At 64.3% G+C, this 25,228-nt stretch carries 26 protein-coding genes, 1 pseudogene and 1 riboswitch; of the genes and pseudogenes, 9 read left to right on the forward strand and 18 right to left on the reverse strand.

The window, feature by feature from the left end; translation table 11 throughout:
* Positions 1-14: 14 nt before the first annotated feature.
* Positions 15-149: riboswitch (TPP riboswitch) on the reverse strand.
* Positions 138-1,064 (reverse strand): LysR substrate-binding domain-containing protein, encoded by a 927-nt coding sequence (locus tag ATO3_RS00145; protein WP_233151979.1) that lies wholly within the window; start codon positions 1,062-1,064, stop codon positions 138-140. Its footprint overlaps the riboswitch before it by 12 nt.
* Positions 1,065-1,208: 144 nt before the next feature.
* Between ATO3_RS00145 and ATO3_RS00150 the strand changes: the two genes are divergently transcribed.
* Entirely contained in the window at positions 1,209-1,823 is a 615-nt protein-coding gene (locus ATO3_RS00150; protein WP_020042760.1) for a LysE family translocator, read from the forward strand.
* A 5-nt stretch (positions 1,824-1,828) separates the two neighbouring features.
* Positions 1,829-2,815: a LysR family transcriptional regulator gene (locus ATO3_RS00155; RefSeq protein ID WP_088648667.1), complete on the forward strand. Its 987-nt coding sequence runs from the start codon at positions 1,829-1,831 to the stop codon at positions 2,813-2,815.
* 6 nt (positions 2,816-2,821) lie between these two features.
* Here ATO3_RS00155 and ATO3_RS00160 read toward each other — a convergent pair whose 3' ends face one another.
* From ATO3_RS00160 to ATO3_RS00170, 3 genes are read right to left on the reverse strand one after another with little or no spacing between them, the layout of a single operon-like run.
* A complete protein-coding gene (locus tag ATO3_RS00160) occupies positions 2,822-3,427 on the reverse strand; it encodes an FMN-dependent NADH-azoreductase (RefSeq protein WP_084513993.1) in 606 nt (201 codons plus the stop codon).
* The gene (locus tag ATO3_RS00165) at positions 3,424-3,861 is read right to left on the reverse strand and encodes a GNAT family N-acetyltransferase (protein WP_088647790.1); all 438 of its coding nucleotides are present in this window, start codon (positions 3,859-3,861) and stop codon (positions 3,424-3,426) included. The genes ATO3_RS00160 and ATO3_RS00165 overlap by 4 nt, the downstream gene beginning before the upstream one ends.
* Positions 3,861-4,310 (reverse strand): carboxymuconolactone decarboxylase family protein, encoded by a 450-nt coding sequence (locus ATO3_RS00170; protein WP_198963178.1) that lies wholly within the window; start codon positions 4,308-4,310, stop codon positions 3,861-3,863. Before ATO3_RS00170 ends, ATO3_RS00165 begins: the two co-directional genes overlap by 1 nt.
* 81 nt (positions 4,311-4,391) lie before the next feature.
* On the opposite strand from ATO3_RS00170, the gene ATO3_RS00175 reads away from it, so the two are divergent.
* The gene (locus tag ATO3_RS00175) at positions 4,392-4,877 is read left to right on the forward strand and encodes a MarR family winged helix-turn-helix transcriptional regulator (RefSeq protein WP_037372012.1); all 486 of its coding nucleotides are present in this window, start codon (positions 4,392-4,394) and stop codon (positions 4,875-4,877) included.
* A gap of 146 nt (positions 4,878-5,023) precedes the next feature.
* On the opposite strand, the gene ATO3_RS00180 is transcribed toward ATO3_RS00175, so the two are convergent.
* From ATO3_RS00180 to ATO3_RS00195, 3 genes are all read right to left on the reverse strand, one after another.
* Positions 5,024-5,890 carry an NAD-dependent epimerase/dehydratase family protein gene (locus tag ATO3_RS00180; RefSeq protein ID WP_084513994.1) on the reverse strand — a complete coding sequence of 289 codons (867 nt, stop codon included), beginning with the start codon at positions 5,888-5,890 and terminating at the stop codon, positions 5,024-5,026.
* Positions 5,878-6,777: a LysR substrate-binding domain-containing protein gene (locus ATO3_RS00185; protein ID WP_198963179.1), complete on the reverse strand. Its 900-nt coding sequence runs from the start codon at positions 6,775-6,777 to the stop codon at positions 5,878-5,880. The genes ATO3_RS00180 and ATO3_RS00185 overlap by 13 nt, the downstream gene beginning before the upstream one ends.
* 690 nt (positions 6,778-7,467) lie before the next feature.
* Complete coding sequence (locus ATO3_RS00195) at positions 7,468-8,364, reverse strand: LysR family transcriptional regulator (RefSeq protein WP_233151980.1); 897 nt, start codon at positions 8,362-8,364, stop codon at positions 7,468-7,470.
* Positions 8,365-8,551: 187 nt separating this feature from the next.
* Between ATO3_RS00195 and ATO3_RS00200 the strand changes: the two genes are divergently transcribed.
* Entirely contained in the window at positions 8,552-9,754 is a 1,203-nt protein-coding gene (locus ATO3_RS00200) for an MFS transporter (protein ID WP_088647792.1), read from the forward strand.
* Here ATO3_RS00200 and ATO3_RS00205 read toward each other — a convergent pair.
* Positions 9,751-10,221, reverse strand: a complete 471-nt coding sequence (locus tag ATO3_RS00205) for a GNAT family N-acetyltransferase (RefSeq protein ID WP_088647793.1) — start codon at positions 10,219-10,221, stop codon at positions 9,751-9,753. The genes ATO3_RS00200 and ATO3_RS00205 overlap by 4 nt on opposite strands.
* A 617-nt stretch (positions 10,222-10,838) precedes the next feature.
* Between ATO3_RS00205 and ATO3_RS00210 the strand changes: the two genes are divergently transcribed.
* Positions 10,839-11,912, forward strand: a complete 1,074-nt coding sequence (locus ATO3_RS00210) for an alpha/beta hydrolase family protein (RefSeq protein ID WP_088647794.1) — start codon at positions 10,839-10,841, stop codon at positions 11,910-11,912.
* A gap of 287 nt (positions 11,913-12,199) precedes the next feature.
* On the opposite strand, the gene bioB is transcribed toward ATO3_RS00210, so the two are convergent.
* The 5 genes and pseudogenes from bioB to ATO3_RS00235 all read right to left on the reverse strand — a co-directional run bounded on the left by bioB (position 12,200) and on the right by ATO3_RS00235 (position 16,195).
* The gene (gene bioB, locus ATO3_RS00215; RefSeq protein ID WP_088647795.1) at positions 12,200-13,174 is read right to left on the reverse strand and encodes a biotin synthase BioB; all 975 of its coding nucleotides are present in this window, start codon (positions 13,172-13,174) and stop codon (positions 12,200-12,202) included.
* Positions 13,174-13,728 (reverse strand): biotin transporter BioY, encoded by a 555-nt coding sequence (locus ATO3_RS00220; protein ID WP_088647796.1) that lies wholly within the window; start codon positions 13,726-13,728, stop codon positions 13,174-13,176. The genes bioB and ATO3_RS00220 overlap by 1 nt, the downstream gene beginning before the upstream one ends.
* Before the next feature lie 84 nt (positions 13,729-13,812).
* A complete protein-coding gene (locus tag ATO3_RS00225) occupies positions 13,813-14,481 on the reverse strand; it encodes a GntR family transcriptional regulator (protein ID WP_088647797.1) in 669 nt (222 codons plus the stop codon).
* Between the two features lie 409 nt (positions 14,482-14,890).
* Positions 14,891-15,265 (reverse strand): annotated as a pseudogene (locus tag ATO3_RS00230) (SAM-dependent methyltransferase); the annotation flags it as partial.
* Positions 15,266-15,277: 12 nt separating this feature from the next.
* On the reverse strand, positions 15,278-16,195 hold the full coding sequence (locus tag ATO3_RS00235) for an NAD(P)/FAD-dependent oxidoreductase (protein ID WP_020042238.1): 918 nt from the start codon (positions 16,193-16,195) through the stop codon (positions 15,278-15,280).
* 121 nt (positions 16,196-16,316) lie between these two features.
* On the opposite strand from ATO3_RS00235, the gene ATO3_RS00240 reads away from it, so the two are divergent.
* Positions 16,317-16,787, forward strand: a complete 471-nt coding sequence (locus ATO3_RS00240; RefSeq protein WP_020042239.1) for an Rrf2 family transcriptional regulator — start codon at positions 16,317-16,319, stop codon at positions 16,785-16,787.
* 312 nt (positions 16,788-17,099) lie between these two features.
* Here ATO3_RS00240 and ATO3_RS00245 read toward each other — a convergent pair whose 3' ends face one another.
* Positions 17,100-18,170, reverse strand: a complete 1,071-nt coding sequence (locus ATO3_RS00245; RefSeq protein WP_088647798.1) for a site-specific integrase — start codon at positions 18,168-18,170, stop codon at positions 17,100-17,102.
* Between the two features lie 119 nt (positions 18,171-18,289).
* Here ATO3_RS00245 and dusA point away from each other — a divergent pair, with 119 nt between their 5' ends.
* Positions 18,290-19,297 (forward strand): tRNA dihydrouridine(20/20a) synthase DusA, encoded by a 1,008-nt coding sequence (gene dusA, locus ATO3_RS00250; protein WP_088647799.1) that lies wholly within the window; start codon positions 18,290-18,292, stop codon positions 19,295-19,297.
* A gap of 40 nt (positions 19,298-19,337) precedes the next feature.
* Here the strand turns inward: dusA and ATO3_RS00255 are convergent, their stop codons facing one another.
* Positions 19,338-20,531 carry a multidrug effflux MFS transporter gene (locus tag ATO3_RS00255; RefSeq protein ID WP_088647800.1) on the reverse strand — a complete coding sequence of 398 codons (1,194 nt, stop codon included), beginning with the start codon at positions 20,529-20,531 and terminating at the stop codon, positions 19,338-19,340.
* A 387-nt stretch (positions 20,532-20,918) separates the two neighbouring features.
* Here ATO3_RS00255 and ATO3_RS00260 point away from each other — a divergent pair, with 387 nt between their 5' ends.
* The gene (locus ATO3_RS00260; RefSeq protein WP_088647801.1) at positions 20,919-21,674 is read left to right on the forward strand and encodes a hypothetical protein; all 756 of its coding nucleotides are present in this window, start codon (positions 20,919-20,921) and stop codon (positions 21,672-21,674) included.
* A gap of 112 nt (positions 21,675-21,786) precedes the next feature.
* Here the strand turns inward: ATO3_RS00260 and ATO3_RS00265 are convergent, their stop codons facing one another.
* Genes ATO3_RS00265 through ccmI form a run of 3 tightly spaced genes read right to left on the reverse strand, consistent with a single transcriptional unit; the run spans position 21,787 to position 23,731 of the window.
* A complete protein-coding gene (locus ATO3_RS00265) occupies positions 21,787-22,017 on the reverse strand; it encodes a DUF1289 domain-containing protein (protein WP_088647802.1) in 231 nt (76 codons plus the stop codon).
* Positions 22,014-22,508, reverse strand: coding sequence for a Holliday junction resolvase RuvX (gene ruvX, locus ATO3_RS00270; RefSeq protein WP_088647803.1), 495 nt, complete (start codon positions 22,506-22,508; stop codon positions 22,014-22,016). Before ruvX ends, ATO3_RS00265 begins: the two co-directional genes overlap by 4 nt.
* Positions 22,508-23,731, reverse strand: a complete 1,224-nt coding sequence (gene ccmI, locus ATO3_RS00275) for a c-type cytochrome biogenesis protein CcmI (protein WP_088647804.1) — start codon at positions 23,729-23,731, stop codon at positions 22,508-22,510. The genes ruvX and ccmI overlap by 1 nt, the downstream gene beginning before the upstream one ends.
* Before the next feature lie 198 nt (positions 23,732-23,929).
* On the opposite strand from ccmI, the gene ATO3_RS00280 reads away from it, so the two are divergent.
* On the forward strand, positions 23,930-25,174 hold the full coding sequence (locus ATO3_RS00280) for a sarcosine oxidase subunit beta family protein (RefSeq protein ID WP_088647805.1): 1,245 nt from the start codon (positions 23,930-23,932) through the stop codon (positions 25,172-25,174).
* Positions 25,175-25,228 lie beyond the last annotated feature (54 nt).

The following is a 25,228-nucleotide window of genomic DNA, read 5'->3' on the forward strand; positions in this document are numbered from 1 at the left end:
GCCGGCAAGGGCAAGAGGGCGCTGCGATCCTGTCCCTTCGCCGGCATGATCCGGATCAGGTTCAAAGGGTCACCGCGCTGCTCAAAGATCCTGCGATCGATACGCCAGCGATATCTCAGCCCCTTGTCGGGACACCCCTAGGTGGTTCGCAGCCTATCAGGATGGTGCACGAGATCAACGCCTCGCGCGCTGCGGATTGCCGGGTCCAGATGCCTGAGGGCCTCTTCCCGCAGCACTTGCGCAAGTCTTTCGGCAAAGCGCGACAGGTTCGGCGCCCGCAGCAGACGCACCTCGATGTTCGGCAAGTTCGGCAGGCCAAGCTCTGCGCCGACACAGGCGATATCCTCCGGTCTGCCGTGATCCGTGCGCACGGCGATACCCAGACCACTGCGCAGCCCGGCCCAGACAGCGGGCAGACTGGGCGTGGTGAGCGCTGCGCGCCAGCGCGTCTGGCTGTGATCCAGCGCGGCAAGCATGGCCTGCCGAAACAGGCAGGGGTGGTTGAACATGATGAGGGGGAGGGGATCGGCGACGGTCTTGTCCAGCAGATCGACATGCGCCAGCCAGTGCATGGGGCATTCGCAAAGCGTTTCGCCTTCGGTCGGGCTGCCGGGCAGGAAGAAGGCAATCGCGGCGTCGATGCGCCCGGCACGGACCTCTTCGGCGAGCCTGTGGTTTTCCCCGGCCTGTACGTCGACATGCACGTTTTCCACGTCCTGTCCGAACCTGCCGAGTGTCGCAGGCATCACGTCATCGAAGAAATCCTGCGGCAGGCCGAGCCGCACGGAGGCCTTGCCTGCCGCCGCGCCGACCGAGAGCGCGGCTTCGTCGTTCAGCGCGACGATACGCCGGGCATAGGCGATGAAAGCCTCGCCCGCTTCGGTTGGCACGAGGCCGCGTCCCTTGCGAACGAACAGCGTTGTGCCCGCCTGCTGTTCCAGCTTCTTGAGGTGCATGCTGACGGCGGATTGCGAGCGGCCGAGTTGCACGGCAGCGCGCGCGAAGCTTCCCAGATCCGAGCCAACGACGACCGTACGGAGCGCGTCCATGTCAAAGCTTGGCATTGGTTCCGATTCTCGAATTATTGGGTTTCGATCTATTTGATTTTCTTAAGTCATAGCCTTGGATACCGTGCCGTTCAAGAGGATGCTCTCCGGCAGGCCGCGATTTTGCGGCAGTCGAAGGAGAGCTTAAGGGCCAGAACCAAGATGATCGGAAATACCCTGATACTCATCGCGGCCGCCCTGCCGCTCATGGGCAGCCCGGGGCCGGCCACGATCAGCTTGGCGAGTCTGGGCGCTGCATTCGGGTTTCGGAACGCTCTGCCGTATCTCATGGGCATAATACTTGGAACCATCGTGGTGCTGGCGATCATCGCGACCGGCGTGACCGGGGTCATGTCTTCCGAGGCCTGGTTGCTGGTGGTCCTCCGCATTGCTGCGGTGGCCTATATTCTTTACCTGGCGTGGAAGATTGCGACGGCGCCTGTCGGGCGAACGCCAACTGGCGCTGAAGGTCGTTCAGGCGTTGTTATAGGGTCGTTTCTACCGGGCCTCGGCCTTTCCGTCGCCAACCCCAAAGCCTACGCGGCGATCGGCGCCGTGTACGCCGGATATTCGATCACGCCCGAGCACCTCTTGCTTGACACGCTCCTGAAATTTGCCGCATTGGCCTTTGTGGCTGCGGCCGTGAATACCGCTTGGCTTGCGTTCGGAAGCACATTCGCCCGCTTTCTGGAAGATCCGAGCGTGGGGCGCGCAATCAATATCGCATTCGCTATCATGCTCATATTGTCGGTCGGCGTTGCGTTGGCCCTCGGTTGAACACGATGACGCAGAGAGTTGGAAATGCGGAGAGCAACGAGAAGGAAGCGTCTATTGAGAGTCTCCATTTGGCAAGCGACTTATCCCGCCTCTCACTGAACCAGCTCGTTTACTTTATTGCGGCTTGCAATGCTGGGAGTTTCCGAAGATCTGCGATCGAATTGAACATACAACAGTCCACGGTCAGTCGCGCCGTTCGAGAACTAGAAGATTCTCTTGGTGCATCTCTGTTGCACCGTCTTAGTCACGGAGTCCGTCCTACTGAGGCTGGTAAGCGATTTCACAAGCGTGCTCGGGCGATCGTACGGGACGTACAACTGGCTTGCCGCGAGGTCTCTGCCATAGGGCGGTCAGAGTGCGGCACTGTCAGGGTGGGGTTTTTCTCATCTCTGGCGTCAGGATTTCTTGCCGACCTGTTGAAAGTCTATGACTTCGCCCACAAAGGCGTGAGGATTGATCTGCTCAATGGGAATCCCCAAGATCATGTGGTTGCCATTCGTCAGATGTCGATGGATGTCGCCTTTGTTTCAGGCGAGCGACTTTGGGATGGTTGTGAGGCTTGCCCTCTATGGTCAGAACGCGTGTACCTTGTCTTGCCCACATCTCATGAACTCGCAGAGAAGTGCGAAATCTCATGGTCGGATGTCACCGATGAGCGCTTTATTGTAAGTGACAGTGCACCCGGCCCGGAAATAACTGACTATCTTGTGCAACGCCTCGCTGGATTTAGCCATCATCCCGAGGTTGATACACTTTGCGTCGGTCGTGACGACCTTTTCGCTCTTGTTGCTGTGGGGCGTGGTCTGACAGTTACCAGCGAAGCAATGACGGTTGCAAAGCTCCCTGGTCTTACCTACCGCCCAATAACAGGTGAGCGAGTTCCATTCTGTGCTGTGTGGTTACGGGAAAATGACAATCCCGCCTTGCGCAAATTTCTTAGTGTGGCTCGCTCGATGGCAAGGACTGCCGAAGCGGCGCATGACCCGGTCTAATTGTTTTCAGTAGCCCTCCGATCCAGCGATCAAAATCTCGATCCGTCTCTTGGTGCTGGGCTCTCCCGGCGCGATCAACGATAAAGACTTGGCTGCTGCCGATGCCAATGGTTTGCAGGGCCAGTTCACCTGGCGGAGATAGGGCGTGGCAAAATCGGGCTGCGCCTGGGGGCCGTCAAAGCGCCCGCCGGCGGCCATGATGCAAATCGCCGAGCGATCTGCGAGCACCCCGATTTTGCCCTTCGCGGTGACGCGGAACGTTCGGTTCGGCCGGAGAACCAGATCCAGCCAGGCCTTCAGGCTGGACGGCAACGCGAAGTTGTACATCGGAACGTCGATAACAAGCAGGTCAGAGACCTCCAGCTCGGCGATCAGGCTCTCGGACAGGGCGAGGGCTGCGCGATCGTCCGCATCCCGGTCCAAGGGAGGGCGCAGGCTGGCCTCGACAAAAGCTTCGTCGGGGTGCGGCAGGAACGGTTGTGTCAGGTCGCGGCGGCAAAGCTTCAACGCGGGATGCGCCCCGCAGATCCGTTCGCTGGCGCGTTGTCCCAATCGCCGACTGCGGGAGTTCGCCGTCCGCGAGCTGGCGCTGGTGTGGAGAAGCGTGCTCATTCCACGCCGGTCAAGGGGATATTGAACCGCAAAGCGCTGGCAAGCATCCCTTGGTGGAAATAGAAACGATGGCCCAAGGCGTTCGACAACGGGGTGTCGAGGCTCAGCCGGACACAGCCCGCCGCCCGGCCGATCTCCTGTACATGTTCCAGCAGGCGCTGACCAAGACCGCGGCTGCGACGGCCCTGGTCCGTCACCAGATCGTCGAGGTAGATATGCCGCCCGTGTACCGGGTTCTCCTGAAGCCGGTATCCGGCCAGCGCCTCGGGCTTGCCGCCTTCGTGGATCACAAGCAGCCGGTAGCCGTCGGCGCTCTGGCTTTGCCAACGGGCCACGAATTCGGCGGCGCTTCCAAGATGCGGACGGAGCTGCCGCATGAGTACGAAACAGGTGGCGACGGTGGCGGCATCCTCGACCGGAACGATCTTGCTCATCAGGCCTCCGCCGGGGTCCGGGTGGGAAAATGCAGCGCCCCGGCAATGCGGTTCCAGGCGTTGATATTGGCAATCGCGACGGTCAGGTTGACCTGTTCGGACGCGTCGAAGACCGTATCGAGCGCGGTGCGGGTCTCGGCGGGCAAGGCGGCTGTCGGCGTCAGGGTGACATGTTCGGCCCAGGCGAGCGCGGCGCGGTCCCGGGCGCTGTAAGCGGCGCTGTCGTGCCAGGCCGGCAGCAGGTCGAGCTTTGCTTCATCGACGCCCGCGCGCCGCGCCATGCTCAGGTGCAGTTCAATACAGAAGGCGCAGGCGTTGATCTGGGAAACGCGCAGTTTCACCAGTTCGGTCAGGGCCTTCTCGAGCCCGGAGGCATCGACCGCCTTGCTCATGGCAAGGAGCGCAGCCAGCGCTGCGGGGTGGTCCCGCTCGAAATCCGAATAGGTCATGTTCCGGTCAGTTTTCATCTTGGACAAGATCCTCGTTAATCCTATTATCAGAGCCCTGACAATAATATCAGAGTTCTGACAATGAGCAAGGCGGCGAAGGTTCTTCCTGACGAAGGTACGGGCAAGCGCGGACCGGATGGCTACTTGGGCTATCTTCTGCGCCAGGCGGCGAACGGTTATCGGCACCGAGTGGAAACCTCTCTGCGCGAGACCGGGCTGACGCAGCCGCAGTTCGCCGCACTGACCATGTTGGACGCCTATCCCGAGCATTCCAGCGCCGATCTGGCGCGGATCGCGCTGCTGACCCCGCAGACGATGAGCACAATCATGCAGAACCTCGAAAATGCGGCGCTCATCCGGCGCCACCCGCATCAGGAGCATGGGCGCAAGCGGCGGATCGAGCTGACAGATGCAGGGCGACAGGTGCTTGTCCGGGCAAAAAGGCTGGTATACGCGCTCGAAACCGACCTGGCGGAGGGGTTCTCCGAGGAGGAGCAACGCACGGTCCGCCGTTGGCTGGTCGCGGCGGGAGGGCGAAGCCTTGAGGGAGGTGCCGCCAAACCATGACCTTTGCATGCCGGAATGGCGTCGTAGAGTTTGGAATGTGAAGGTGCCTTGTGGGAAGAGGCCGCGACTGTGCGGCGAATGTGCACCTTGTCCGGGGATGGATCGAGCCAGACTGAACACCAGACCTGCGAAGTTCAGATAAGGGTTTAGCGGAATTGAGGTTCTAGCATGGTTTCCGGCCCCAGTTTCGGGGTCCAACCCCATCGTGACCGGGCAGTGCTGCTATCGTATACCCTGTCGATTGTTTCCGGGAGTGACCAGCCAAGCATGTCGAAACGTCGCGCCAGATCGGGGCAGCGGTTGCGGATGACTCTCGCGGCATGGTGGCCGAGCCCGCCACAGTCAGATCGCTGGAAAGGCGTTGAATAGCTTACGATGAGCGGCTCCGGATCCCGTTTCGTAAAGCGGGCGGCACGCAGATGCGCCATGGCGGCGTCACGGGGATCAATGCCGCGCGACAAACGATGTATCGCCATGATATCGCGCGGTTCCTCGAAACAGCGCCCGACACGCAATATCGATGCCGAGAGCGACGCACCACATGCTGATCGGATGAGGTGCTCTGCCGCTATCTTTGTCTCGTGATAGATGCTGCGCGGTCGCGGCTGGGTCGCATCATCGATCCAGCGTGCAGGTTCACCCGCGCGCGCGCCGCCACCAAGCAGGGCCGTGGTGCTGGTGAACACAAGCGAGCGGACCCCAACCTGCCGCATGGCTTGCAGAACGGTTGCGGTCCCGTCGACGTTAATGTCACGGAACTCAGCGTCCGGCCTGACGCCGACATGGGGCGCATGCAGCCCGGCGCAATGGATTACGCAATCCGCGCCGTCGAACAGCGAGGCAAGCCGATGCAGATCGCGGATGTCCGCAGTCACCACGTTCGGCGCCGGAACGCGATCACAGGAGACGACATGCGCACCAGCCCGTCGGGCGGCCGTGGCGATTGTTTTGCCCAGACGCCCGCTGGCACCGGTCACAACGATCCGTTCGGGTTGCCGGGTCATTCCAGACATGCGTTCAACTCTTCGCGCAGCCAGTCGAGGAACCGCTGCACGGGCTTAGATCTGGTGTGCTGCGCGTTTTCGACGAACCAGTAGGCAGAGCTGGTACGAAATCGTCCCGGCAGGGCGTGCAGCCGCCCCATGCGAAGCGCGTCGTGCGACAGGGTTTCCCAGGATAGAAAGACGCCCTGGCCGGCAATGGCGGCATCCAGGCAGAGCGATGCATCCGAATAGCATGGTCCGTCCGGTAGTTGCGCGGCGTCCATGTCGTTTGGTCGCAGCCAGTGGTTCCAGTCAAAGCCCGAGCCTGCGTCACGGATTATCGGAATGTTCAGCAGGTTCGCAGGGGTACGAATTCGGTTCGCAAACTCGGGGGCGAAAACAGGAAAGACGCGAATGTCGGCCAGGTGTACCGCCCTCGTTCCGGCCCAATCGCCCCTGCCGACGCGAATGCAGGCGTCGATCCGGTTGTCGTCGAGATCCGCGAAATCCGTCGTGGCCTCAATCGAGATTTTCAGCTTGCTTTGAGCCTCGGTGAAACGATGCAGGCGCCACACGAGCCATTTAGCGGCAAAAACGGGTGGCGCTGAGACAGCAACACTGTTGGGGTGTGGCGGCTCTACGAGCGCAACGGCGCGGGCAATGTCCCGGAAGCCCGTATGAAGATGCTCCGCCAGCCTTCGCGCCGTTTCCGTCGGTACGAGCCCTTGGGGAGTCCGCCGGAAAAGCTTGATCCCCAGATACGTCTCGACCTTGATCAGCTGTTGGCTGACGGCACCCGGCGTGACGCAAAGCTCGTCTGCCGCGGCGTTCAGGCTACCCAACCTCAAAACAGCTTCGACAGCGCGCAGGCCAACAAGAGGCAGGCGGCCACCGTGAGGGCTATAGTTTTTCTTCACGAGCTTCGTTCAAACCTCGATTGCTGCGAGGCCTCGGTCACTGGATGCTATCGGCATGTTCAAACCGTTCGCCAGAATGTTGCGCCGCTGGCGCCGCGCTCGTGCCTTGCGCCATATCCGTAATGCGCGTCTTGAGGGGGAGGCCCTTCGCCGCCAATGGGACGAAGATCCTTTGTCGCATCCGGTCATCAGGAAGATGAGCCGTCGCGAACTCGCGGACTTGCCAATGACGCGAAACCGAGTTCCGCCCAGTTAGATGCGATCTGGTCACCAAGGTGGGCACAGAGTTGTTGCGGCGGGGCATTGCGCTACTCGCCAAGGTGAAATCGGTGAGCATAGAGATGTCCTCTGCCTCAAGGTTTTCTACACACGCTAAGGCTCGGGGCGGCGGTCGAAAAACGAATAATTCGAAAGTGCGGATTTCAGAAAACGGTATCCGTCAGGTCTTTTGGGATCGACCCGAGTGAACGTGGTCTGCGCAATAGAGCTCCGAGGCGAACATGTTGGCCCAGTGTTCCTGCATCGCGGTTCATTTCCTGATGGGGGCGACGCTCCGGTCCCGGCGATGGAGGCGAGGGTCGAGCCCGGCGTGGGCGCACGCGCGCTTATCTCCTTTCACGAGGACATAATCTTTCATGTTTCCTGGGGCGGAGTATTCGTCCCGGTCGGCGAACTGCTGAACGAGGCCGCTTACGGCGCGCCTGCAAACAGGGTTTCGGCCATGAAGTCGACGAAGACCCGCAGTTTCGGCGAGATATGCCGGCTCGACGGCCAGTAAACGCGAAACTCCGCATTTCCTTTCGCCGCATCCTCCAGCACCGCAACAAGCCGCCCGTTTGCGCAATGGGCGCGCACCGCGAAATCGGGCAGACAGGCGATGCCCCGGCCATGCTCGGCCATGTCGAGCAGCGGCTCGATGGCGCTGGAGATGGCCGTGCGGGGCAGGGCGCCCTCCGCCAGCCCCTCGATGTGCCAGGGCTCCAGCCTGCCGGTGCTGGGGTAGCGGTGATGCAGGCAGCGGTGCTGCGCAAGCTCTGCCGTGCTCTGGGGCGTCCCATGCCGTTCAAAATAGGCGGGCGCCCCGACGATGCGAAAGCCGGAACTGCCGAGGCGCCGTGTCATCAGGCGTGAGTCCGTGGGTTCGCCCGAACGGATCACCGCGTCAAAACCTTCTTCGATCACATCGACCAGCCGGTCGCCGAAATCGAGATCCAGCTCGATCTCGGGCCAGGCCTCCATAAAGGCGGTCAGCGTCGGCATCATCAGCATCCCGACAAGCGGCAGGCTGACGCGCAACTGGCCGGCAGGGCGCGCGCGGGTTTGTGCCAGCTCCAGCTCCGCCGCCTCCAACTCGCTCAGAACGCGGCGGCACCGTTCGAGGAACATCTGCCCTTCCGCTGTCAGCGTGATCGCGCGTGTCGACCGATGAAACAGCCGCACACCCATGCGGTCCTCGAGCCGGGCAATGGCCTTGCCCACCGCCGAGGACGACACGCCGAGCTGCCGCCCGGTGACGGTGAAGCTGCGCGTTTCCGCCGCTTGAACGAAGACATTCAGGGCGCCGAGGCTGTCCGTGATGATCGACATGCCGGACATTTTAGTCCGAAGTTATCGGAATTGAAGCCTGTTTTTCCGGAATGGCAAAGCCCGCACAATCCCTCAGACATTTCAATCGATTGAGGGCACAAGATGATCCACACGACACCATCGGTTCTGGCGGCAGGCTGCCCCCGGCCTGAAGGCCGCCCCGCCACACAGGCGCGGGAGACCGGCCATGAGTGATATACATAGACCTGGTTCGGTTCACAGCGCCGAGGCACCGTTTCCCTGGGCGGCGCTGCTGGCGCTCTCCATGGCGGCTTTCATCACCATCCTGACCGAAGCCCTTCCCGCCGGCTTGCTGCCCGCCATCGGGCAGGGGCTGGGCGTGTCGGAGGCCGGGGCCGGGCAGTTGGTGACGGTCTACGCCATCGGCTCGCTGGTGGCCGCGATCCCGCTGACGACCCTGACGCAGGGCCTGCGCCGAAAGCCGCTGCTGATGACCGCGATCGTCGGCTTCCTGATTGCGAACACGGTCACGGCGCTGTCGACCAGCTACGCCCTGACACTGTCGGCCCGCTTCGTCGCCGGGGTCGCGGCGGGGCTGCTCTGGGCGCTGGCGGCGGGCTACGCGGCGCGCTTGGCGCCCGATCATCTGAAGGGGCGGGCGATTGCCGTCGCCATGGCGGGCACGCCGCTGGCCCTGTCGATCGGCGTGCCCGCCGGCACATTCCTCGGGGCCGTCCTCGGCTGGCGCGCCTGTTTCGGGCTGATGAGCTTGCTGACCGTCGGTCTGATCGTCTGGGTTCTGGCCAAGGTGCCGGATTTCTCCGGTGAGCCCGCAGGTCGGCGTCGCACCCTGCGCGGCGTACTGACGCTTCCGGGCATCCGCCCGGTGCTCGGTGTCGTGCTCAGCTTCGTGCTGGCGCACAACATCCTATACACATATATCGCGCCTTTTCTGGCGGGCGCGGGGATGGTCGGGCGCACGGATGCTGTGCTGCTGGTCTTCGGCCTCGCCTCGCTGGTCAGCATCTGGATCGTCGGTGTGCTGATCGACACGCGCCTGAGAGTACTCACTCTCATCAGTATCGCGCTCTTCGCCTTGGCGGCGGCCATGTTCTGGCTCTGGCGCGACACGCCGACGGCCATCTATGCGGCCAGCGCGATCTGGGGGCTCGCCTTCGGTGGATGCGCGACCCTGTTCCAGACCGCCAGCGCCAAGGCGGCCGGACCTGCTGCGGATCTGGCGCAGTCCATGCTCGTGACCATGTGGAACACCGCGATTGCCGGCGGCGGCTTGGTGGGCGGGCTGCTTCTGGAGAGGTTCGGGCCTGAGAGCCTTGCGCCGGGCCTGTTGCTGCTGATCGCGCTGGCAGGAGCGATGACCTTTGCCGCCCGAGATCACGGGTTTCCGGCCGGTCAAAGGGAGGATTAGGTGTCGGTCAGGCCTTTTCCCGGTCGTTGCATGTACCAGTCGGGGTGCTTCAACGAATAGAAGCCAGCCTTCGCGTAAACGCCATGCGCGTCCTCCGTCGCCAGCATCCAGTTCTGCACTGTTTGCAGGCGGGGGTGCGCCAGCGCGGTCTCGGTCATCCACAGACCGAGGCCGCGCCCCCGGTACGCCTCGTCCACGAACACATCCCTCAGATACGCAAAGAGGGCGTAGTCGGTGACGATCCGGGCAAAGCCGATCTGCCGTCCGGTCTTCTCATAGAGGCCGAGAACTTCGGAATTGCGCAGCGCCGAGCGGATAAGGTCTGGGTCGATACCCCGGGACCAGTAGGCGGTGGTCGTCAGGAAATCGACGACATAGGCCCCGTCGATCAGCTCGGGATCGGTCGAGATAGTGAACCCGTCCTTCCGTATTGTCAGGTGGCGGCTGTCATCGGATCTCTGCGTCATGTCGGCTGTCTTTCGGGCATTGGGTTTGTGAACTGCGGAGGCTCGCTTCGAGCGGAAATTACGCAGAATGTTCCCTGCCGAAAAACGCATGTTTCGAAAGTTACGATTGCGAAAACCGGAATGAAAGCCGGCGCGGCGTAGCCCGGATGTCTGGTGCCTTGCCCGGCGGGGCATATGCCATCTGCTCTAGGGTGGGCTACGTGCGCAGCGCGCTGGAGCTGGCCGAGCTGATGCTGAGGACCTCATGAACTACGGTGGTAATGCCGCTTGTGGTGGCATATCCGGCGACATGAGCCAGGTGTTGCCAGCGACGGAGCGATGGCCAGGACAAGCCTTAGCTCACGCATCTAGGTGAGCCGGTTTCGACCAAGATCCCGAACCACGAGTCTTTGGGGGCTAGGCCGCGACCGTACGAGTACTTTCTATGGCACATTTTTTTGACGAGGGCGGTGTCCGACCCGTGCCGAAGAGGAAAGGCACCTGCAGACCGCTGGACTTATTCTCGATACGGTCGAAGGGTTCGCGCTGCGCGTGGGACTCGGCGGAAAGCCTGCCACCGACGCCGACAAGCTGGCGCTGATGGCCTTCATCGACCGTGCCGTGAATGGCGATGTTCCATGAAGAGGCGGTGGATCGTTTGGGTCACCCTGGGTCTTATAGCGACAGTGGCATCGCTGGCGGGCGCGTTGGTGGCGTTCTCGCGCATTGCGGATTTCGAGATCCCGGCCGTCCCGGCCACGGACATCGGATTCGAGCATGATGGAGCGACGCTGCAGGGAACGCTCCTCGCGGCTTCCGAGATCGGACCGATCCTCTTGATCGTGCATGGCGATGGTGCGCAGGATCGCTGGTCCGACACGGGTTATCTGCCTCTGATCAATGCGCTGGTTGGAGCGGGCGTTTCGGTGTTCAGTTGGGACAAGCCAGGCGTTGGTGCGTCATCCGGCAATTGGTTGTCGCAGTCGATGCATGACCGAGCGGCCGAAGCCGCCGAAGCGCTAGCCGCAATTCGTGCGCAGCCCGGCAACGAGAACCGGCCCATCGGTCTTCTGGGCTTTTCCCAAGCCGGATGGGTGTTGCCGCGTGTGCCATCACTGACGGAGCAAGCGGATTTTCTGGTCCTGATCGGGGCCGCGATCAACTGGCAGGACCAGGGGCGATACTTCACTACGGTGCAGCTCTCGCGGGAAGGCAGGTCGTTGGAGGAGATCGCGGCTGAGCTGGATCGGCAGGCAAAGAGCGACCAGCGCCGCTTCGGGCCGGGCGCGACCTATCGAGATTACGTCGCTGCGGAACGTGCCGCGGGTCGGCCCGAAGGCGAAATCCTGACAGAGGATCGCTTCGGGTTCATTCGTCTCAACCATGGCGAAGACGCACGGGAGCATATTGCCCGCCTCACCCTGCCGATGTTGGTACTCATGGGCGCGGACGATCTGAACGTCGATCCGCTGGAGACGGTCTCAGTCTATCAGGAGTTGATCGGCATGGCTCATCCGCAGAACCGAATACACCTGATCCCCGGCGCAACCCATTCGCTGCTCGATGCCCGTTACTACAATTACCAGCTGCCGGACCAATGGCCTTTCGCTGCGAAGGTCAGGTTCGCGCTGGCCGGTCGCGATGCCTATTCGCGGGACGTGATCAACATCATTGCCGGATGGATCGATGAAACAGCCGTGATAACGCAATGATCGAACGAATTCACGCAGTGCTCAGGCAGCCTTTCTGGTTGGGAAAGCAGCCCCAGATCGACCGCTTTTTCAGCCCCACGCATATCGAAGCGGACCTTGGCGCAGCTGCAGCGAATTGGTGGTTTGTCCGCATAGCCAACGCTCCTGACCGCCGTAGCGAATGTCCGCGTCGGGCCTGCCGTGCAGTCAGACGCAATGCTGCTGATCGCAGGGGCAGACCTATATCGTGCCGTTCAGGAGACCAAGGCAGATCGCCCCGGCAGCGGAGATCCTTGTCGGGGCTGAGCCTATACCGCTGCGAGCCGGGCGGCGGCCTTCGCAGGGGCAATGTGCATCCCGAGCCGGACCAGCAGATCCTGATCTTTCCACACCGCCGGATTGCCGGTGGTCAGCAGCTGGTCACCCACGAAGATCGAGTTTGCGCCCGCAAGAAAGCACAGCGTCTGCACCTCGTCGCTCATCCCCGTGCGCCCGGCGGACAGGCGCAGGACCGAGGCGGGCATCAGGATGCGGGCCAGCGCCACCATGCGCACCAGCGCGAAGGGGTCGACGGCTTGGGCGCGCGCCTGCACCGGCACGCCCTCGACCTCGTTCCACAGGTTCACCGGCACGCTGTCGGGATGCGCGGGGAGGGTCGCCAGCGTTACCAGCATGGCGATGCGGTCTTCCTCGGCCTCGCCCATGCCGAGGATGCCGCCGCAGCAGACTTTGATGCCGCCCTTGCGGACCTGCTCGACCGTATCGAGGCGGTCCTCCATCGTGCGGGTGCTGGCGATCCGGGCATAATACGCCGGCGAGGTGTCGATGTTGTGGTTGTAGAAATCGAGCCCCGCCGCCTTCAGCCGCGCGACCTGGGCGGGGGAGAGCATCCCCAGCGTCATGCAGGTCTCGAGCCCCAGATCGGCCACGCCCCGCACCATGTCGCACAGCTTGTCCATGTCGCGGTCCTTGGGGCTGCGCCAGGCGGCGCCCATGCAGAACCTTTGCGCCCCGGCGGCCTTGGCGCGCCTGGCGGCTGCCAGAACCTCCTCTGGTTCCATCAGCTTGGTGGCCTTTACGCCCGTGTCGTGATGGGCGGATTGCGAGCAATAGCCGCAATCCTCGGGGCAGCCGCCGGTCTTGATGCTGAGCAGGCTCGCGGTCTCGATCGTGGTCGGGTCGAAATGGGCGCGGTGCAGCGTCTGGGCGCGGTGCAGCAGGTCGGGAAAGGGCAGGGCGTGGAGCTCCCGTGCTTCTTCCATGGTCCAATCGGTCCGGATCATTATGTGCGCCCCTTCAGGCGGGTGATCGCCGCGTTCAGGCCGCTGGCCAGGGCGACCTTGAGCAGATCGCCGAGGATGAATGGCGTGAAGCCTGCTGCGATCAGGCCGGGAAGGGGGACGAAGGCGGTCAGCCAGAGCAGGCCGACGGCATAGACGACGGCAAGACCGGCGAGCATCGCAAGTGCCTGGCCGATCCACCCCCGATCGCGGGACAGCGAGCCGATGATCAATGTGGAGAGCAGATAGCCCGCGAGGTAGCCGCCCGTCGGCCCGACGAGATAGGCAAGCCCGATGCCGCGTTCCGGCGCATTGGAAAAGACCGGCAGGCCCAATGCACCAACGGCCAGGTAGGTTGCCATCGCCGCGAAACCAAGCCTCGGTCCGAGCGCGGCGGCGAGAAAGAACACGGCCAGCGTGTGAAGCGTCATCGGGACCGGCCAGAACGGGATCTGCACCTTGGCGCCGATTGTTATCAGCAAGGCGCCACCAAGTACGACGGCGATGCCGCGCCAGAGCGATGCGGGGCGGGTCCGGGATGGCTCGAGAAATGCCATGTGTCTGTCCTCCGAAGATAGGCGTGGAATCTATCTATAATTAGGAGGGTCGGATCGGGTGGAGGCAATCAGGATTATAGATAATTATCCGAGAATCTCGTAAGTCTCTCTTGAATCAGAGTTTTTTCCAACAGGTTTGCGTTTTCCAATCCAGCCGACGTGGCGTGCAAGCGTGGTGCAGGCAAGATCGGTCTGCCCTCTGCGCAGCGCGTCGAGGATGGCGCGGTGATCGTGATCGGTGCGCGCCTCCCAGTCGCGTCGCCAGGCGGCGAAAAGAAAGCGCGCGGTTGCCGCCTGAAGGTCGTCGATGGTTCGCAAGAGCCGTGGCATCCGGCAGGGGGCAAGGATCAATCGGTGGAAGTGACGGTTCGCCGCGTCCCAGTCGCGCACCGTGCTGGCGCTGTCGCCGCGCCGCGTAACTTCCTCCGCCTCCTGAAGAATCCTGCGCGTCATGTTGGGCGCGGCGTGGCGCAGCGCGAGGCTTTCGAGGCTGGAGCGCATCTCGGCCACCTCGCGCAATTCGGCAATGTCGAACTCGGTAACACGAAAGCCGCGCCTTGGTTCGCTCTCCGCCAGGCCCTGGGTCTGCAGCACGCGAAAGGCCTCGCGCACGGGAACGTGACTGGCGCCGAACTCGGCGGCGATGTGATCCTGCCGCAAGCGTGCGCCGGGCGGAATCTCGCCCGAGATGATGCGGTCGGCGAGGATGCGGGCAATGCGGGCGGATTGGGTCTCTTCGGGGGCGTGCTTCATGAATTATAGATAATTGATGCCCCGCGGTATGTCGATACGCTTGGCAGGCCTGCCGCCACGGAGTCTGTCCGGCAGCGCCAAACACACCCCGCCCCGGGCACAAGGGCCGGGTGTGTCCGGTCCGAAGCGAGAAAATGGGGGCGCTGAACGATACCCCTTCCTCAGCCCAGCCGCTGCAGGAAAACCACGTTGTCCTCGGCCGTTTGGCCCTGCACCTCGGGCCGGGTGCTCTTGCGCGCGATGGCACAGAGCGGCACAGCCGCCGCCAGTGGCGCGGGTCGAGGGCAAGCGAGGCCAGCGTTTCCTCGGCGCCGGGAAACACCCTATCCTCCGCCGCCTCGGAGCCCGGCGGGCGCTTGCCGTGTTCGGTGATCAGCAGTCGCCCGCCGGTGGTCACGGCCCCCGCTGCCCGGGCCAGCACCCGGGCGCGCGGCCAATCCCGCGGCGATTGCAGAAAGCTGGCGACCACGAGGTCGTGGCTGCCGTCCGGGAAGGTTTCGGCCAGATCGTGTTCTTCGAAGCGGAGGGACCCAGCCAGTCCGGCTCGGGCGGATCTTTCAGAGGCGTGGGCGAGCGCCACGGCGGACACGTCCACCGCCGTCACCTGCCAACCTTGCCGGGCCAGCCAGAGCGCATCGTCGCCCCGGCCGCAGCCCAGTTCCAGCGCCGTCCCCGGCTGCAGCGGACCGGCGAACTGGGACAGGACGAGGCCGGGTTTGCCGGAGGTCTCGCCGGTCTTTTCGCGGTAGCGGTCGTTCCAGAAGTCTCGGGTGGTTTGTTGCATGGCGATGTTCCTTCAAGCCGTTGCGGTCAGATCGGGGTCGAAGATCAACGAGCGGTGCGCGGCGCTGCCCGCCATCACGCCCGAGGCCGCGGCGATCGTGGCGTTGGGCATGGAGCTGGCAAGGTCGCCGGCAGCGAAGACGCCGGGCTGGCTGGTGGCCTGCATCGGGTCGACGGCCACGTAGGGGCCGGTCGGGCCGTCCGTCAGTGCACAGCCAAGATCGCTTGCCAGATCGCAGGAGGGCGCGGTGTCGGGCGCCAGGAACAGGCCCGCCAGCGCAACCTCTCGCCCGTCGTCCAGGCGCACCCCGTCGAGCGCCGGGGCGGTGCCGAGCAGGTCCACGACAGGCGTTTCCTCGACCGTGACCCTCCGGTCGGCCAGGCCTTGCCGCTGATCCGCGGAGAGGGCGAGCCGGCCTTGCGTGAAGAGCGTGGTCGGCCCCCAATCCGGCAGCAGCATGGCCTGGTGCAGCGCCGCGTCGCCGCGCGCCAGAACGCCGACTGGCCTGCCGTTCAGCTCATATCCATGGCAATAGGGACAATGCAGCAAGGTTTTTCCCCAGCGTTCGGTCGCCCCCGGCAGGTCGGGCAGGCTGTCGCGGACACCGAAGGCCAGCACCAGCCGCCGCGCGGTGATGTCGCCGCCCTTCGCCAATGTCACCTGAAATCCCTCTTCGTCGCGCGCAGCCGAAACCGCCGTGCCGTCCCGGAAGGACAGAGTGGGGTAGGCCGAGAGTTCGTGTCTGAGGGTCGCGCGGATGACCTGCGGGGAGCGCCCATCCTGCCCGGGGAACCCGTGCGAGGCGGCGGCAAAGCGGTTTCGGGGGGCGCCGGTGTCGAGCACGCAGACGCGTCTGCGGGCGCGGGCAAGCTGCATTGCGGCGGCGAGCCCGGCAAAGCTTCCGCCGATGACGATGACATCATGTTCCATGGTCTTCCCTCATATGTATCATTAAGAGTTACGTGATTCGCGGCGCGCCTTCAAGACACGAAACTTTCATTGTTACTTGAGTGCTGCTAAGGAGGCTGGAAAGATCAGGAAAGGAAACCCCATGGCGCGCGATCTTCGCATGTCCCGCATGTTGCACGTGTTGATCCACATGGACCGGCACCTCGGGCGTGCCACCTCGGAACAGATCGCGCAGATGATTTCGACCAATGCCGTGGTGGTGCGCCGGATGATGGCGGGGCTGCGCGAGCGGGGAATCGTGACGTCGGAAAAGGGTCATGGCGGCGGCTGGCAACTGGCTTGCCCGCTGGCCAGGATCAGCCTGCGCGATGTCTACGAGGCGGTCGGTCACCCGCCGTTGTTCAACATCGGGCCACAGGCGGATTCCTCGTCCTGCCTCGTCGAACAGGCGGTCGACGCGCGGCTGGACGCGACGCTGTCAGAGGCCGAGGCGCGGCTGCTGGCGCAATTTTCCACGATCACGGTGGAGGAGGTCGCGCAGGATTTCGAGCGGCGGTTTGCGGAGAGCGGGCACTCGGTGCCGTTCCAGTGGCATGGTTCGACGGACGAATGATTTGGGGAGCTGTTGTTCCGAGGTCGACCGAAAGCCAAGGTCGCTTGGACATAAAGCGCCAGGCCAACTCACCAGAAGCGTTCGTAGGTGATCGCATCTTCTGGTTCAGGGGGGGCAGGCGAATTTCAAAACGCGGGCTTTTCAGGGAATCCAGTCAACGGGAGTATGTGACTTTCTGCGCGCTCGGTGTCTCGCCTACCAAGATTTGATTTCCTCATAGATGCGGAGATTGCCTTCTCCGGTCCACATGCTCCATTATCTTCGTGGGTAAAGCGAAAGCGGTCGCGCGAAGGTCAAGCTTGGGTCGCCGTATCACGCGTTGTCGATTGCGAGCTGCAGTCCAGGCCAGCTCGCATATTTGTTGCCTGTTTCCCGGATGTGCGTGTATCGCTTCAGGCTGACCCAAGACCTGTGCCCACTGACGGCTGCTACATGGGGAATGTTCCAACCCATCTCGAATAGCCGAGAAATGCCTTCGTGGCGCAGATCGTGGAAGTGCAGATCCTCGATTCCGAGCAGCTTACAGGCGCGGGTGAAGTTGGCCGTGATCGCGTCCGGAGAGTAAGGAAAAATCTCAGCCTTGCTCTTGCACATACTGTCTATGATCTGAATGGCCTCCTCGGGCAGATCGACCCAGGTATCGTTTCCGAGCTTCTCGCCGGGATGCTTCATGTCACGGACCAGGATGCGCTTGTGCTCCTTCTGGAAGTCATCCCAGGTGAGGCGGGTGATCTCTGCCTGTCGGCGCGTCGAGAAGAGAGCGAACACGATCACCTTGTGCATGGGCATGGCCTGAGGTGTTCTTTGGCGCCGATCAACGAAATGGACCAGCAACCGGTCGAGTTCATCGAGAGTGGGTCTGCGGTTCCGCTGGGCTGAGCGGGAGGTAATCCCCATACGGCGCGCAACAGTGATCGCATCTCTCATCTCCCGGTCATCCAGTCGGAAATCCCACATCGGTCGTGCTATGGCGAATATGGAGGCGAGATGGCTCGCGTAGTTCCCGACTGTTTGCGGTTGTCCGGGCAGTGACTGAAGAAACTCGATGATATCCTTCGACTTGATGGTGGAACAGGGTAGATCGGCGATCGGGTAGGTGGCGATGGTCCTGAGGACCTGCGCCTTGGTACGACCGATATCCTTCACCGTTTCTTCGGTGTAGCGCTCAATCGCTTTGGACAACGGGGGGTCAGATACGTTCAACTCCTCCAAGGCACCAGGTTTTGCTAGCTCTTTCTCGCGCTTCTTTATCCAGGCGGTTGCGGCAGGGCGTCTGTCAAAGGTCTTTGTCTCGTGATAGACGGTTCCCTCGCGCATCACTCGTACACGTGCCCTGTAACTGTGACTTCCATCCTTGCGTTTGCGTGTGGTGATCGAGCCCATGATGGTCTCCCCATTTGGTCCACGAAATTGTATTTGGTCCACGGGACCAAATCCAGTGTCAAAATCGACGAATTTGGTCCATAATGAGCGGAAACGAGACGAACTGTAGGTGCCTGTAAGTGACCGAAAAGAATAAAAAAATAGAGATTTCAACGGCCTCCCGCCTGTCCGTTGCACCCATGATGGACTGGACCGACCGGCATTGCCGGTACTTCCACAGGCTCTTCACGCGCGACACGCTGCTCTACACCGAAATGGTCACCGCGCCCGCGCTGGTGCGAGGCGGGGCGCTGCATCTGCTGGACTTCTCGCCAGAGGAGCACCCCGTCGCGCTGCAGCTGGGCGGCTCGGACCCGGATGAGTTGGCCGAGGCGGCGCGGATCGGGGCCGCGGCCGGATATGACGAGATCAACCTGAACGTCGGCTGCCCCTCGGACCGGGTTCAATCGGGCTGTTTCGGGGCCGTGCTGATGGAACAGCCGGCGCTGGTGGCCGATTGTGTCACTGCCATGCGCAAGGCGGTGGAGGTCGAGGTCACCGTGAAATGCCGGATCGGGGTGGATGACCAGGACCCCGAAACCGTGCTGCCCGATTTCATCGCGCGCATGGCCGATGCGGGCTGCGAACGGCTGATCGTGCATGCGCGCAAGGCCTGGCTGCAGGGACTGTCGCCCAAGGAGAACCGGGATATCCCGCCGCTGGATTACGACCTGGTCCTGCGGATGAAACAGCGCTTTGCAGGGTTGCACCTGTCGATCAACGGCGGGATCACCTCGCTTGCACAGGCCAGGGCGCTGCTGGATCAGGGGATGGACGGGGTGATGATCGGGCGCGCGGCCTATCATGATCCGGCGGGGATCTTAAGTGCCGCGGATCCCGAGATCTACGGCACCGGCACGCGGGCCGATCCCGTAGCCGTGGCCCGTGCCATGCTGCCTTATATCGAGACGCACCTCGCCAATGGGGGCAGGCTGCACCAGGTCACGCGGCACATGCTGGGGCTGTTCCTGGGCCGGCCCGGCGCGCGGCGTTGGCGGCAGCTGCTGTCGTCCGAGGCGCCCAAGCCCGGCGCGGGGCCCGAGGTGGTGGAAGCGGCGCTGGAACCGATCCTGTCGAACGCCGCCTGACCGGCCGGAAAAAGGCCCGGCGCGGTTGCCCGGGCGCGGATCAGATGTCCTGCACCACCGGCGCCGGCGTCTCGCGCGACAGGAAGACCAGCGCCAGCCCCATCGCCATCGTCGCGCAGATCGACGTGGCCATGACCATCGGCAGCGCCGTGCCGTCGAAGAACAGGCCCGACACCATGATCATCCCGCCGCCCGTCAGCATCTGAAGCGTCCCGCCCAGGGACGAGGCCAGCCCGGCCTTGTCGCCATGCGGCTCCAGCGCCAGAACGGCGGTGGTCGGGATCACCAGGCCCAGGCCCGCGTTCGCGCAGAACAGCCCCGTCATGATCACCGGCAGCGGGGCCAGCCCGGCCAGCGCGGCGCAGAGCAGGACCATGTTGGACAGGAAGAACAGCCCCACGCCCAGACGGACCACCCGGGTCACGCCCATGCGGGCGGCCGCCGGGCCGGCGAATTGCGAGGCGCCGAAAAAGCCCAGGGCGTTCAGGGCGAAGGCCATCGAGAACTGGGTGCTGTCCATGCCGAACTGGCCCATGTAGACAAAGCTCGCCGAGGCCAGAAAGACGAAGAAGCTGGCCATACCGAAGCCGCCGATGAAGGTCAGCCCCATGAAGGTCCCGTCGGTCATCAAGGCCTTCGCGTTCCCGGCCAGCTTGCGCAGGTTCACCGGCACCCGGCGCTCCTTCGGCAGGGTTTCGGGCAGGGCGAACAGGGTTATCGCGATGGCGATCAGCGCCAGCGTCGCCATGAAGACGAAGACGACGCGCCAGCCCGACACGGCGATCACCAGCGACCCGGCCATCGGCGCCAGCATCGGCGAGACCGAGATCACCAGCATCACCATCGCCATCAGCCGCGTGGCATCCGGCCCGCGATACAGATCGCGCACGATCGCCCGCGGCATCACCATCATCGCGGCTCCGCCAAAGCCCTGCACCGCGCGCCACAGCGTCAGCGCCGCAGCGCTCGGCGCCATCGCCGCGCCCACGGCGCCCAGCAGGAAGATGCCCGCGCCCAGCAGGATCGGCAGCTTGCGCCCGGTCTGGTCCGCCAGCGGCCCGTAAAAGATCTGCGCCACCCCGTAAGAGACGAAATAAGCCGTCAGCGAGAACTGGATCTGGGCTTCGGTCGCGGCGAGGTCCTCGGCGATCCGGGGCAGGGCGGGCAGGTACATGTCGATGGCGAACGGGCCGACAACCGACAGAAGCCCGAGCATGAGGGCAATCCGGAACATGATGACACCTTTGTGGGGTTCGAATCGCGGCAATATGTGCCGCAAACATTTATGTGCGATTAGCACGTATGTCGCGCCCTGTCAGTCCCTTCAGTTTGGTATCATGAACAGGACGCAAATCTGTCAACGAAACGATAGCCGACCTTAAGACTCGGGACGGGTTTCATATTACTTGCACTTGTGAACCAAACCGTTATCTGGTCCGTCACGTTCTGAAAGGTTTTCTCATGGTTGCAATCGCTCTCCATGATCCCGCGACATCCATAGGCAACGACGGCACAACCCAGGCCATCGGGGAAGGGGCCCGCGGCTGCAAAGCCGTGCAATCCGCCCCGCATGACAGTAACCCGGCCGCGACACCCGCGCCGGGCGGGAAGCGGTGATGGCATGCTAGGCTCGGAAGGCTACCGGATCTATCCGGTGCATGCCGGCACGCTGCACTGGGCGGCCACGGCGCTGGCAGCCGGCCGGCGCATCGCCGCCGACCCGGAGGTGCGCCGTCGCAACCTGCGCCACGGCGAGACCTGGTTCGTCGGGGTCGATGCCCTGCCCACCGGGACCGAGGGCGATATCCAGGGCGTGCCGCTCGACGGGCCGTTCCACGCGGATCTGCCGCCGCTGCGGTCCTGGCCGCTGGCGCAGCTCTCGATCGTCTACCCGGGCTACCCGGGCCGCGATCCGGGCGAAAGCGACGGAGGGTACATCTATCGCCTGACACGGGCGGCGGCCCATGTGGACGGGCTGCTGCGCGTGGGGGCGGAGGGGCGGCGTTACCCGCTGGAACTGCACGGTTTCATCCTCGGTCTTCCGCTGACCGAAGTCCGCCAGGCGCCGACATTGTGCTGGCCCGGCTCGCACCGGATCATCGGGGACGCGCTTGTCGAAGCCGTGGGCGACCAGAGACCGGAGGACGTGGATGTCACCGATGCCTATGTCGCCGCGCGGCGCCAGGTGCTGGACCGGATCCGGCCTGTGCCGCTGGTGCCGCCGCCGGGCGGGTCCTTCCTTTTGCATCGCTTCACGCTGCACGGCACCGGCCCGTGGGAGGATGACCGGGCCGAGGCGCCCGACGGGCGGATGACCGCCTTCTTCCGCCCCGAGGTCGCGACGGCGGCGCAATGGCTGAGGCCGGACTGGTCGTGACTGGCGCGGGCCGGTTACGGTCCACCGGTCTCCGAGCGTCCGGAGACTGATCCGCACCGGGTCAGGCGAAGAGCGCCACCGCAGAACTGCCCGGCGCCACAGGCAAGACCGCTCAGCGCGACATCCGCGCCTGCCGTCCGCCCCGCCGCTTGCGCAGCCGCGGCGCACGCGAGGGCAGCTCGGCTATCACCTTTTCGCGGGCCTCCGGGGACATCTGCGACCATTGCGCGATCTCGTCCAGCGTGCGGTAGCAGCCGGTGCAGATCTTCTCTTGCGGGTGCACGAGGCAGATCTTCACGCAGGGCGACGCGACCTCCTGACGTTTCCAGACATCGTCGCTCACGCATCCCCCTCTCGGGCCGTTTCGCGGGCCAGGTGGGCGATCCGGTCCAGCGCGCCCTGCAGGATATAGGCGGCCGCCACGTGGTCGATCACTTCGGCGCGGCGGCGGCGCGAGGTGTCGGCCTCCAGCAGGGCGCGCTCGGCGGCCACCGTGCTCAGGCGTTCGTCCCAGAATGTGATCGGAATGTCGGTGATCTGCGTCAGGTTCCGCGCGAAGGCACGGGTCTTCTGACAGCGCGGCCCCTCCGAGCCGTCCATGTTGCGGGGCAGGCCCAGCACGATGCCGGTCGCCTCCAGCTCGGCCATGACTTCCATCAGACGCGCGGCGTCCAGCGTGAACTTGCGCCGGCGGATCGTCTCCATCGGCGTGGCGGTGCCGCGCAGCCGGTCCGACAGCGCGATGCCGATCGTCTTGTCGCCGAAGTCGAGCCCGGCCAGGGCCCCGGTCGGGGGCAGCGCCGTCACGAAAGACGGGATGTCCTCTATGATCATTACTTCAATCCTGCCTGTTCCGCCGCGGCCGTCACGGTCGCAAGCGCTGCCGCATCCCCGGCAAAGACCTCGGCCGCTTCGGTCCAGATGGCCTCCGCCCGGTCCGTTTCGCCAAGCACGCCCAGCGCCTGGATCAGCCGGGCCCATTCCTCGGGCGCACCACCCTGGGTGGCCAGCCGGTCGGACAGGCCCTCGACCATGCCCCGTACCATGCTCATCCGATCCTCGTCGCTCAACTCCGACGCCGCGTCGATATCCGACTGGCTCGGCCCGGGCTGTTGCACAATGGGCGCACGGGGCTCCCATGTCACGCCGGCCAAGCGGGCAAGCTCGGGCATCCGCGCCTCGATCGGTTCGCGCCAGGGCGCGTCGGGCCGGCTTTCGCCCAGCAGCCCGTCCCAGGTCGAGAACGCCAGGTCCGGCCGCCCGATCTGCTGCAGCAGCAGGCCCCAGTAATAGCGCGCCACCGGGTTGCGGCCGTCGCGTCGAAGCGCCTGGCCCAGCGCGCGCTCGGCCTCGGGCGAGACATAGCCGCCGGCAGCCAGGATCATCATCTCGGCCAGCTCGGCGTAATCCTGGGGCAGGGCATCCTCGCCGCGAATGCGGATCACCTCGGCCTGGGCGCGCCACGCGGCCGCGAAATTTCCCATCGCGGCCTCGTTCTGCGCCAGCAGCACATGGCCCTGCAGGTCGTCGGGACGGTCCGCGACCGTGGCGCGAAGCTGGTCCATCAGCTCGGCGTATTGCGGATCGGCCTGCGACGGGGTGCGCTCGGGCATGTCGGCCTCTGCCTCGGCCTGGTCGGGACGGTTGAGGCGCACATATTCCGCCTGCTCGATCCGCAGCTGGCGCGGCAGGTCCGCATAGCCCGGCGCCCCGAGCCCGCGATAGAGAAGCGCGCCGCCCAGAACCAGCGCCACCGCCAACCCCGCCGCAAGCAGCACGACACCGGGGCCGCGCTGCCGCCCGCCGCCGGTCTGCTCCTGCAGCTGGGCATCGGCGGCCAGGATCCGGCGCGAGACCTCGGTGCGGATCCGGTCCGCGTCGGCCGGGTCGATCACGCCGCGCGCCAGATCGCGGTCGACCTCGCGCAGCTGGTCGCGATAGACCCGCAGGTCATAGGCCGCCGGCGGTTCGCCCTGGCCGCGCGCGCGCAGCAGTGCCAGCGCCAGAAGGCCGGCAACGGCGATGGCCAGAAGGGTCGAGACGATCCAGAACAGCATGCGGTCCCCGCATATGGTGGCGTTTCCATGGATCTACAGGCCGCGGCCTCCGGGCAAAAGAGGCAAATCCCCGCGCCTTGTCGGGATGTCGCACCCCGCCTGTCGCAACAGGAGTGCATTGCGCCGGGGCGAGGCCTGCGTAAAATCGTGCTGCGGGCGATGACCCGTGCATGACCGGATCCGGGGAATCGCCTGACCATGAAAAGATATTCCGCCTTCGCACTCGTCCGAGAAGCGCTGAACGATCACAAGGGCTGGACCCGGGCCTGGAAGGACGCCCAGCCGAAGGATCGCTATGATGTGATCATCGTCGGCGCCGGGGGTCATGGCCTGGCCACGGCCTATTACCTCGGAAAGCGCTTCGGCATCACCAATGTCGCCGTGCTGGACAAGGGCTGGCTGGGCGGCGGCAATACCGGCCGCAACACCACGATCATCCGCTCGAACTACCTGCAGGACCCCTCGGCCGCGATCTACGAAAAGTCGCGCGCGCTTTACGAGGGGCTCAGCCAGGACCTGAACTACAACCTCATGTTCTCGCCCCGGGGCGTGCTGATGCTGGCCCAGACCCAGCACGAGGTGCGCGGCTATCAGCGCACCGCCCATGCCAACCGTCTTCAGGGGGTCGAGACCGAGTTCGTGGGCCCCGAGAAGGTCAAGCAGCTGGTCCCGATCATCGAGCTGAACGGACCGCGCTATCCCGTCCTCGGCGGGCTCTGGCAGGCGCGCGGCGGCACCGCTCGGCACGATGCGGTGGCCTGGGGCTATGCCCGGGCCTGTTCCGACATGGGCATGGACATCATCCAGAATTGCGAGGTCACCGCCGTGCGCTCCGACGGCGGGCAGGTGACAGGGGTCGAGACCACGCGCGGCGCCATCTCCTGCGAGAAGCTGGGCATCGTGGTCGCCGGCCATTCCGGCGTGCTGGCCGAGAAGGCGGGCTTCCGCCTGCCGGTGGAAAGCGTCGCGCTGCAGGCGCTGGTGTCGGAGCCGATCAAGCCCTGCATGGACATCGTCGTGATGGCCAACACCGTGCACGGCTACATGAGCCAGTCCGACAAGGGCGAGATGGTGATCGGCGGCGGCGCCGACGGGTTCAACAACTACACCCAGCGCGGCTCCTTCCAGCATATCGAGGAAACCGTCCGCGCGCTGATCGAAACCTTCCCGATGATCTCGCGGCTGAAGATGCTGCGGCAATGGGGCGGGATCGTCGACATGACGGGCGACCGCTCTCCGATCCTGTCGAAGACGCCGCTGGGCAATTGCTTCATCAACTGCGGCTGGGGCACCGGCGGGTTCAAGGCGATCCCCGGCTCCGGCTGGGGCTTTGCCGAGCTGATGGCCAAGGGCCTCGCGCCATTGTGCGAGGCCTTCTCGCTGGATCGATTCCCCGAGGGGCGGTTCATCGACGAAAGCGTCGCCGCCGGGGTGGCGCATTGATGGCGGGCAGGTGGCCCATATCCTTTCCGCCCCGCATCGGGCGGCACGCATGGC

The organism is Marinibacterium profundimaris (assembly GCF_002210095.1).
GTDB lineage: Bacteria > Pseudomonadota > Alphaproteobacteria > Rhodobacterales > Rhodobacteraceae > Marinibacterium > Marinibacterium profundimaris.

Bases quoted from the DNA above. Each gene is read 5' to 3' on its own strand.
- ATO3_RS00255 (WP_088647800.1), bottom strand. From the start codon at position 20,531: ATGTTCCGGATTGCCCTCATGCTCGGGCTTCTGTCGGTTGTCGGCCCG.
- ruvX (WP_088647803.1), bottom strand. From the start codon at position 22,508: ATGATCATAGAGGACATCCCGTCTTTCGTGACGGCGCTGCCCCCGACC.
- ATO3_RS00150 (WP_020042760.1), top strand. From the start codon at position 1,209: ATGATCGGAAATACCCTGATACTCATCGCGGCCGCCCTGCCGCTCATG.
- ATO3_RS00205 (WP_088647793.1), bottom strand. From the start codon at position 10,221: ATGACGCAGAGATCCGATGACAGCCGCCACCTGACAATACGGAAGGAC.
- ATO3_RS00170 (WP_198963178.1), bottom strand. From the start codon at position 4,310: ATGACCTATTCGGATTTCGAGCGGGACCACCCCGCAGCGCTGGCTGCG.
- ATO3_RS00225 (WP_088647797.1), bottom strand. From the start codon at position 14,481: ATGAAGCACGCCCCCGAAGAGACCCAATCCGCCCGCATTGCCCGCATC.
- ATO3_RS00200 (WP_088647792.1), top strand. From the start codon at position 8,552: ATGAGTGATATACATAGACCTGGTTCGGTTCACAGCGCCGAGGCACCG.
- ATO3_RS00220 (WP_088647796.1), bottom strand. From the start codon at position 13,728: ATGGCATTTCTCGAGCCATCCCGGACCCGCCCCGCATCGCTCTGGCGC.
- ATO3_RS00145 (WP_233151979.1), bottom strand. From the start codon at position 1,064: ATGCCAAGCTTTGACATGGACGCGCTCCGTACGGTCGTCGTTGGCTCG.
- ATO3_RS00180 (WP_084513994.1), bottom strand. From the start codon at position 5,890: ATGTCTGGAATGACCCGGCAACCCGAACGGATCGTTGTGACCGGTGCC.
- bioB (WP_088647795.1), bottom strand. From the start codon at position 13,174: ATGATCCGGACCGATTGGACCATGGAAGAAGCACGGGAGCTCCACGCC.
- ATO3_RS00280 (WP_088647805.1), top strand. From the start codon at position 23,930: ATGAAAAGATATTCCGCCTTCGCACTCGTCCGAGAAGCGCTGAACGAT.
- ATO3_RS00175 (WP_037372012.1), top strand. From the start codon at position 4,392: ATGAGCAAGGCGGCGAAGGTTCTTCCTGACGAAGGTACGGGCAAGCGC.
- ATO3_RS00155 (WP_088648667.1), top strand. From the start codon at position 1,829: ATGACGCAGAGAGTTGGAAATGCGGAGAGCAACGAGAAGGAAGCGTCT.
- ATO3_RS00160 (WP_084513993.1), bottom strand. From the start codon at position 3,427: ATGAGCACGCTTCTCCACACCAGCGCCAGCTCGCGGACGGCGAACTCC.
- ccmI (WP_088647804.1), bottom strand. From the start codon at position 23,731: ATGCTGTTCTGGATCGTCTCGACCCTTCTGGCCATCGCCGTTGCCGGC.
- ATO3_RS00240 (WP_020042239.1), top strand. From the start codon at position 16,317: ATGGCGCGCGATCTTCGCATGTCCCGCATGTTGCACGTGTTGATCCAC.
- ATO3_RS00210 (WP_088647794.1), top strand. From the start codon at position 10,839: ATGAAGAGGCGGTGGATCGTTTGGGTCACCCTGGGTCTTATAGCGACA.
- ATO3_RS00235 (WP_020042238.1), bottom strand. From the start codon at position 16,195: ATGGAACATGATGTCATCGTCATCGGCGGAAGCTTTGCCGGGCTCGCC.
- ATO3_RS00245 (WP_088647798.1), bottom strand. From the start codon at position 18,170: ATGGGCTCGATCACCACACGCAAACGCAAGGATGGAAGTCACAGTTAC.
- ATO3_RS00195 (WP_233151980.1), bottom strand. From the start codon at position 8,364: ATGTCGATCATCACGGACAGCCTCGGCGCCCTGAATGTCTTCGTTCAA.
- ATO3_RS00165 (WP_088647790.1), bottom strand. From the start codon at position 3,861: ATGAGCAAGATCGTTCCGGTCGAGGATGCCGCCACCGTCGCCACCTGT.
- ATO3_RS00260 (WP_088647801.1), top strand. From the start codon at position 20,919: ATGCTAGGCTCGGAAGGCTACCGGATCTATCCGGTGCATGCCGGCACG.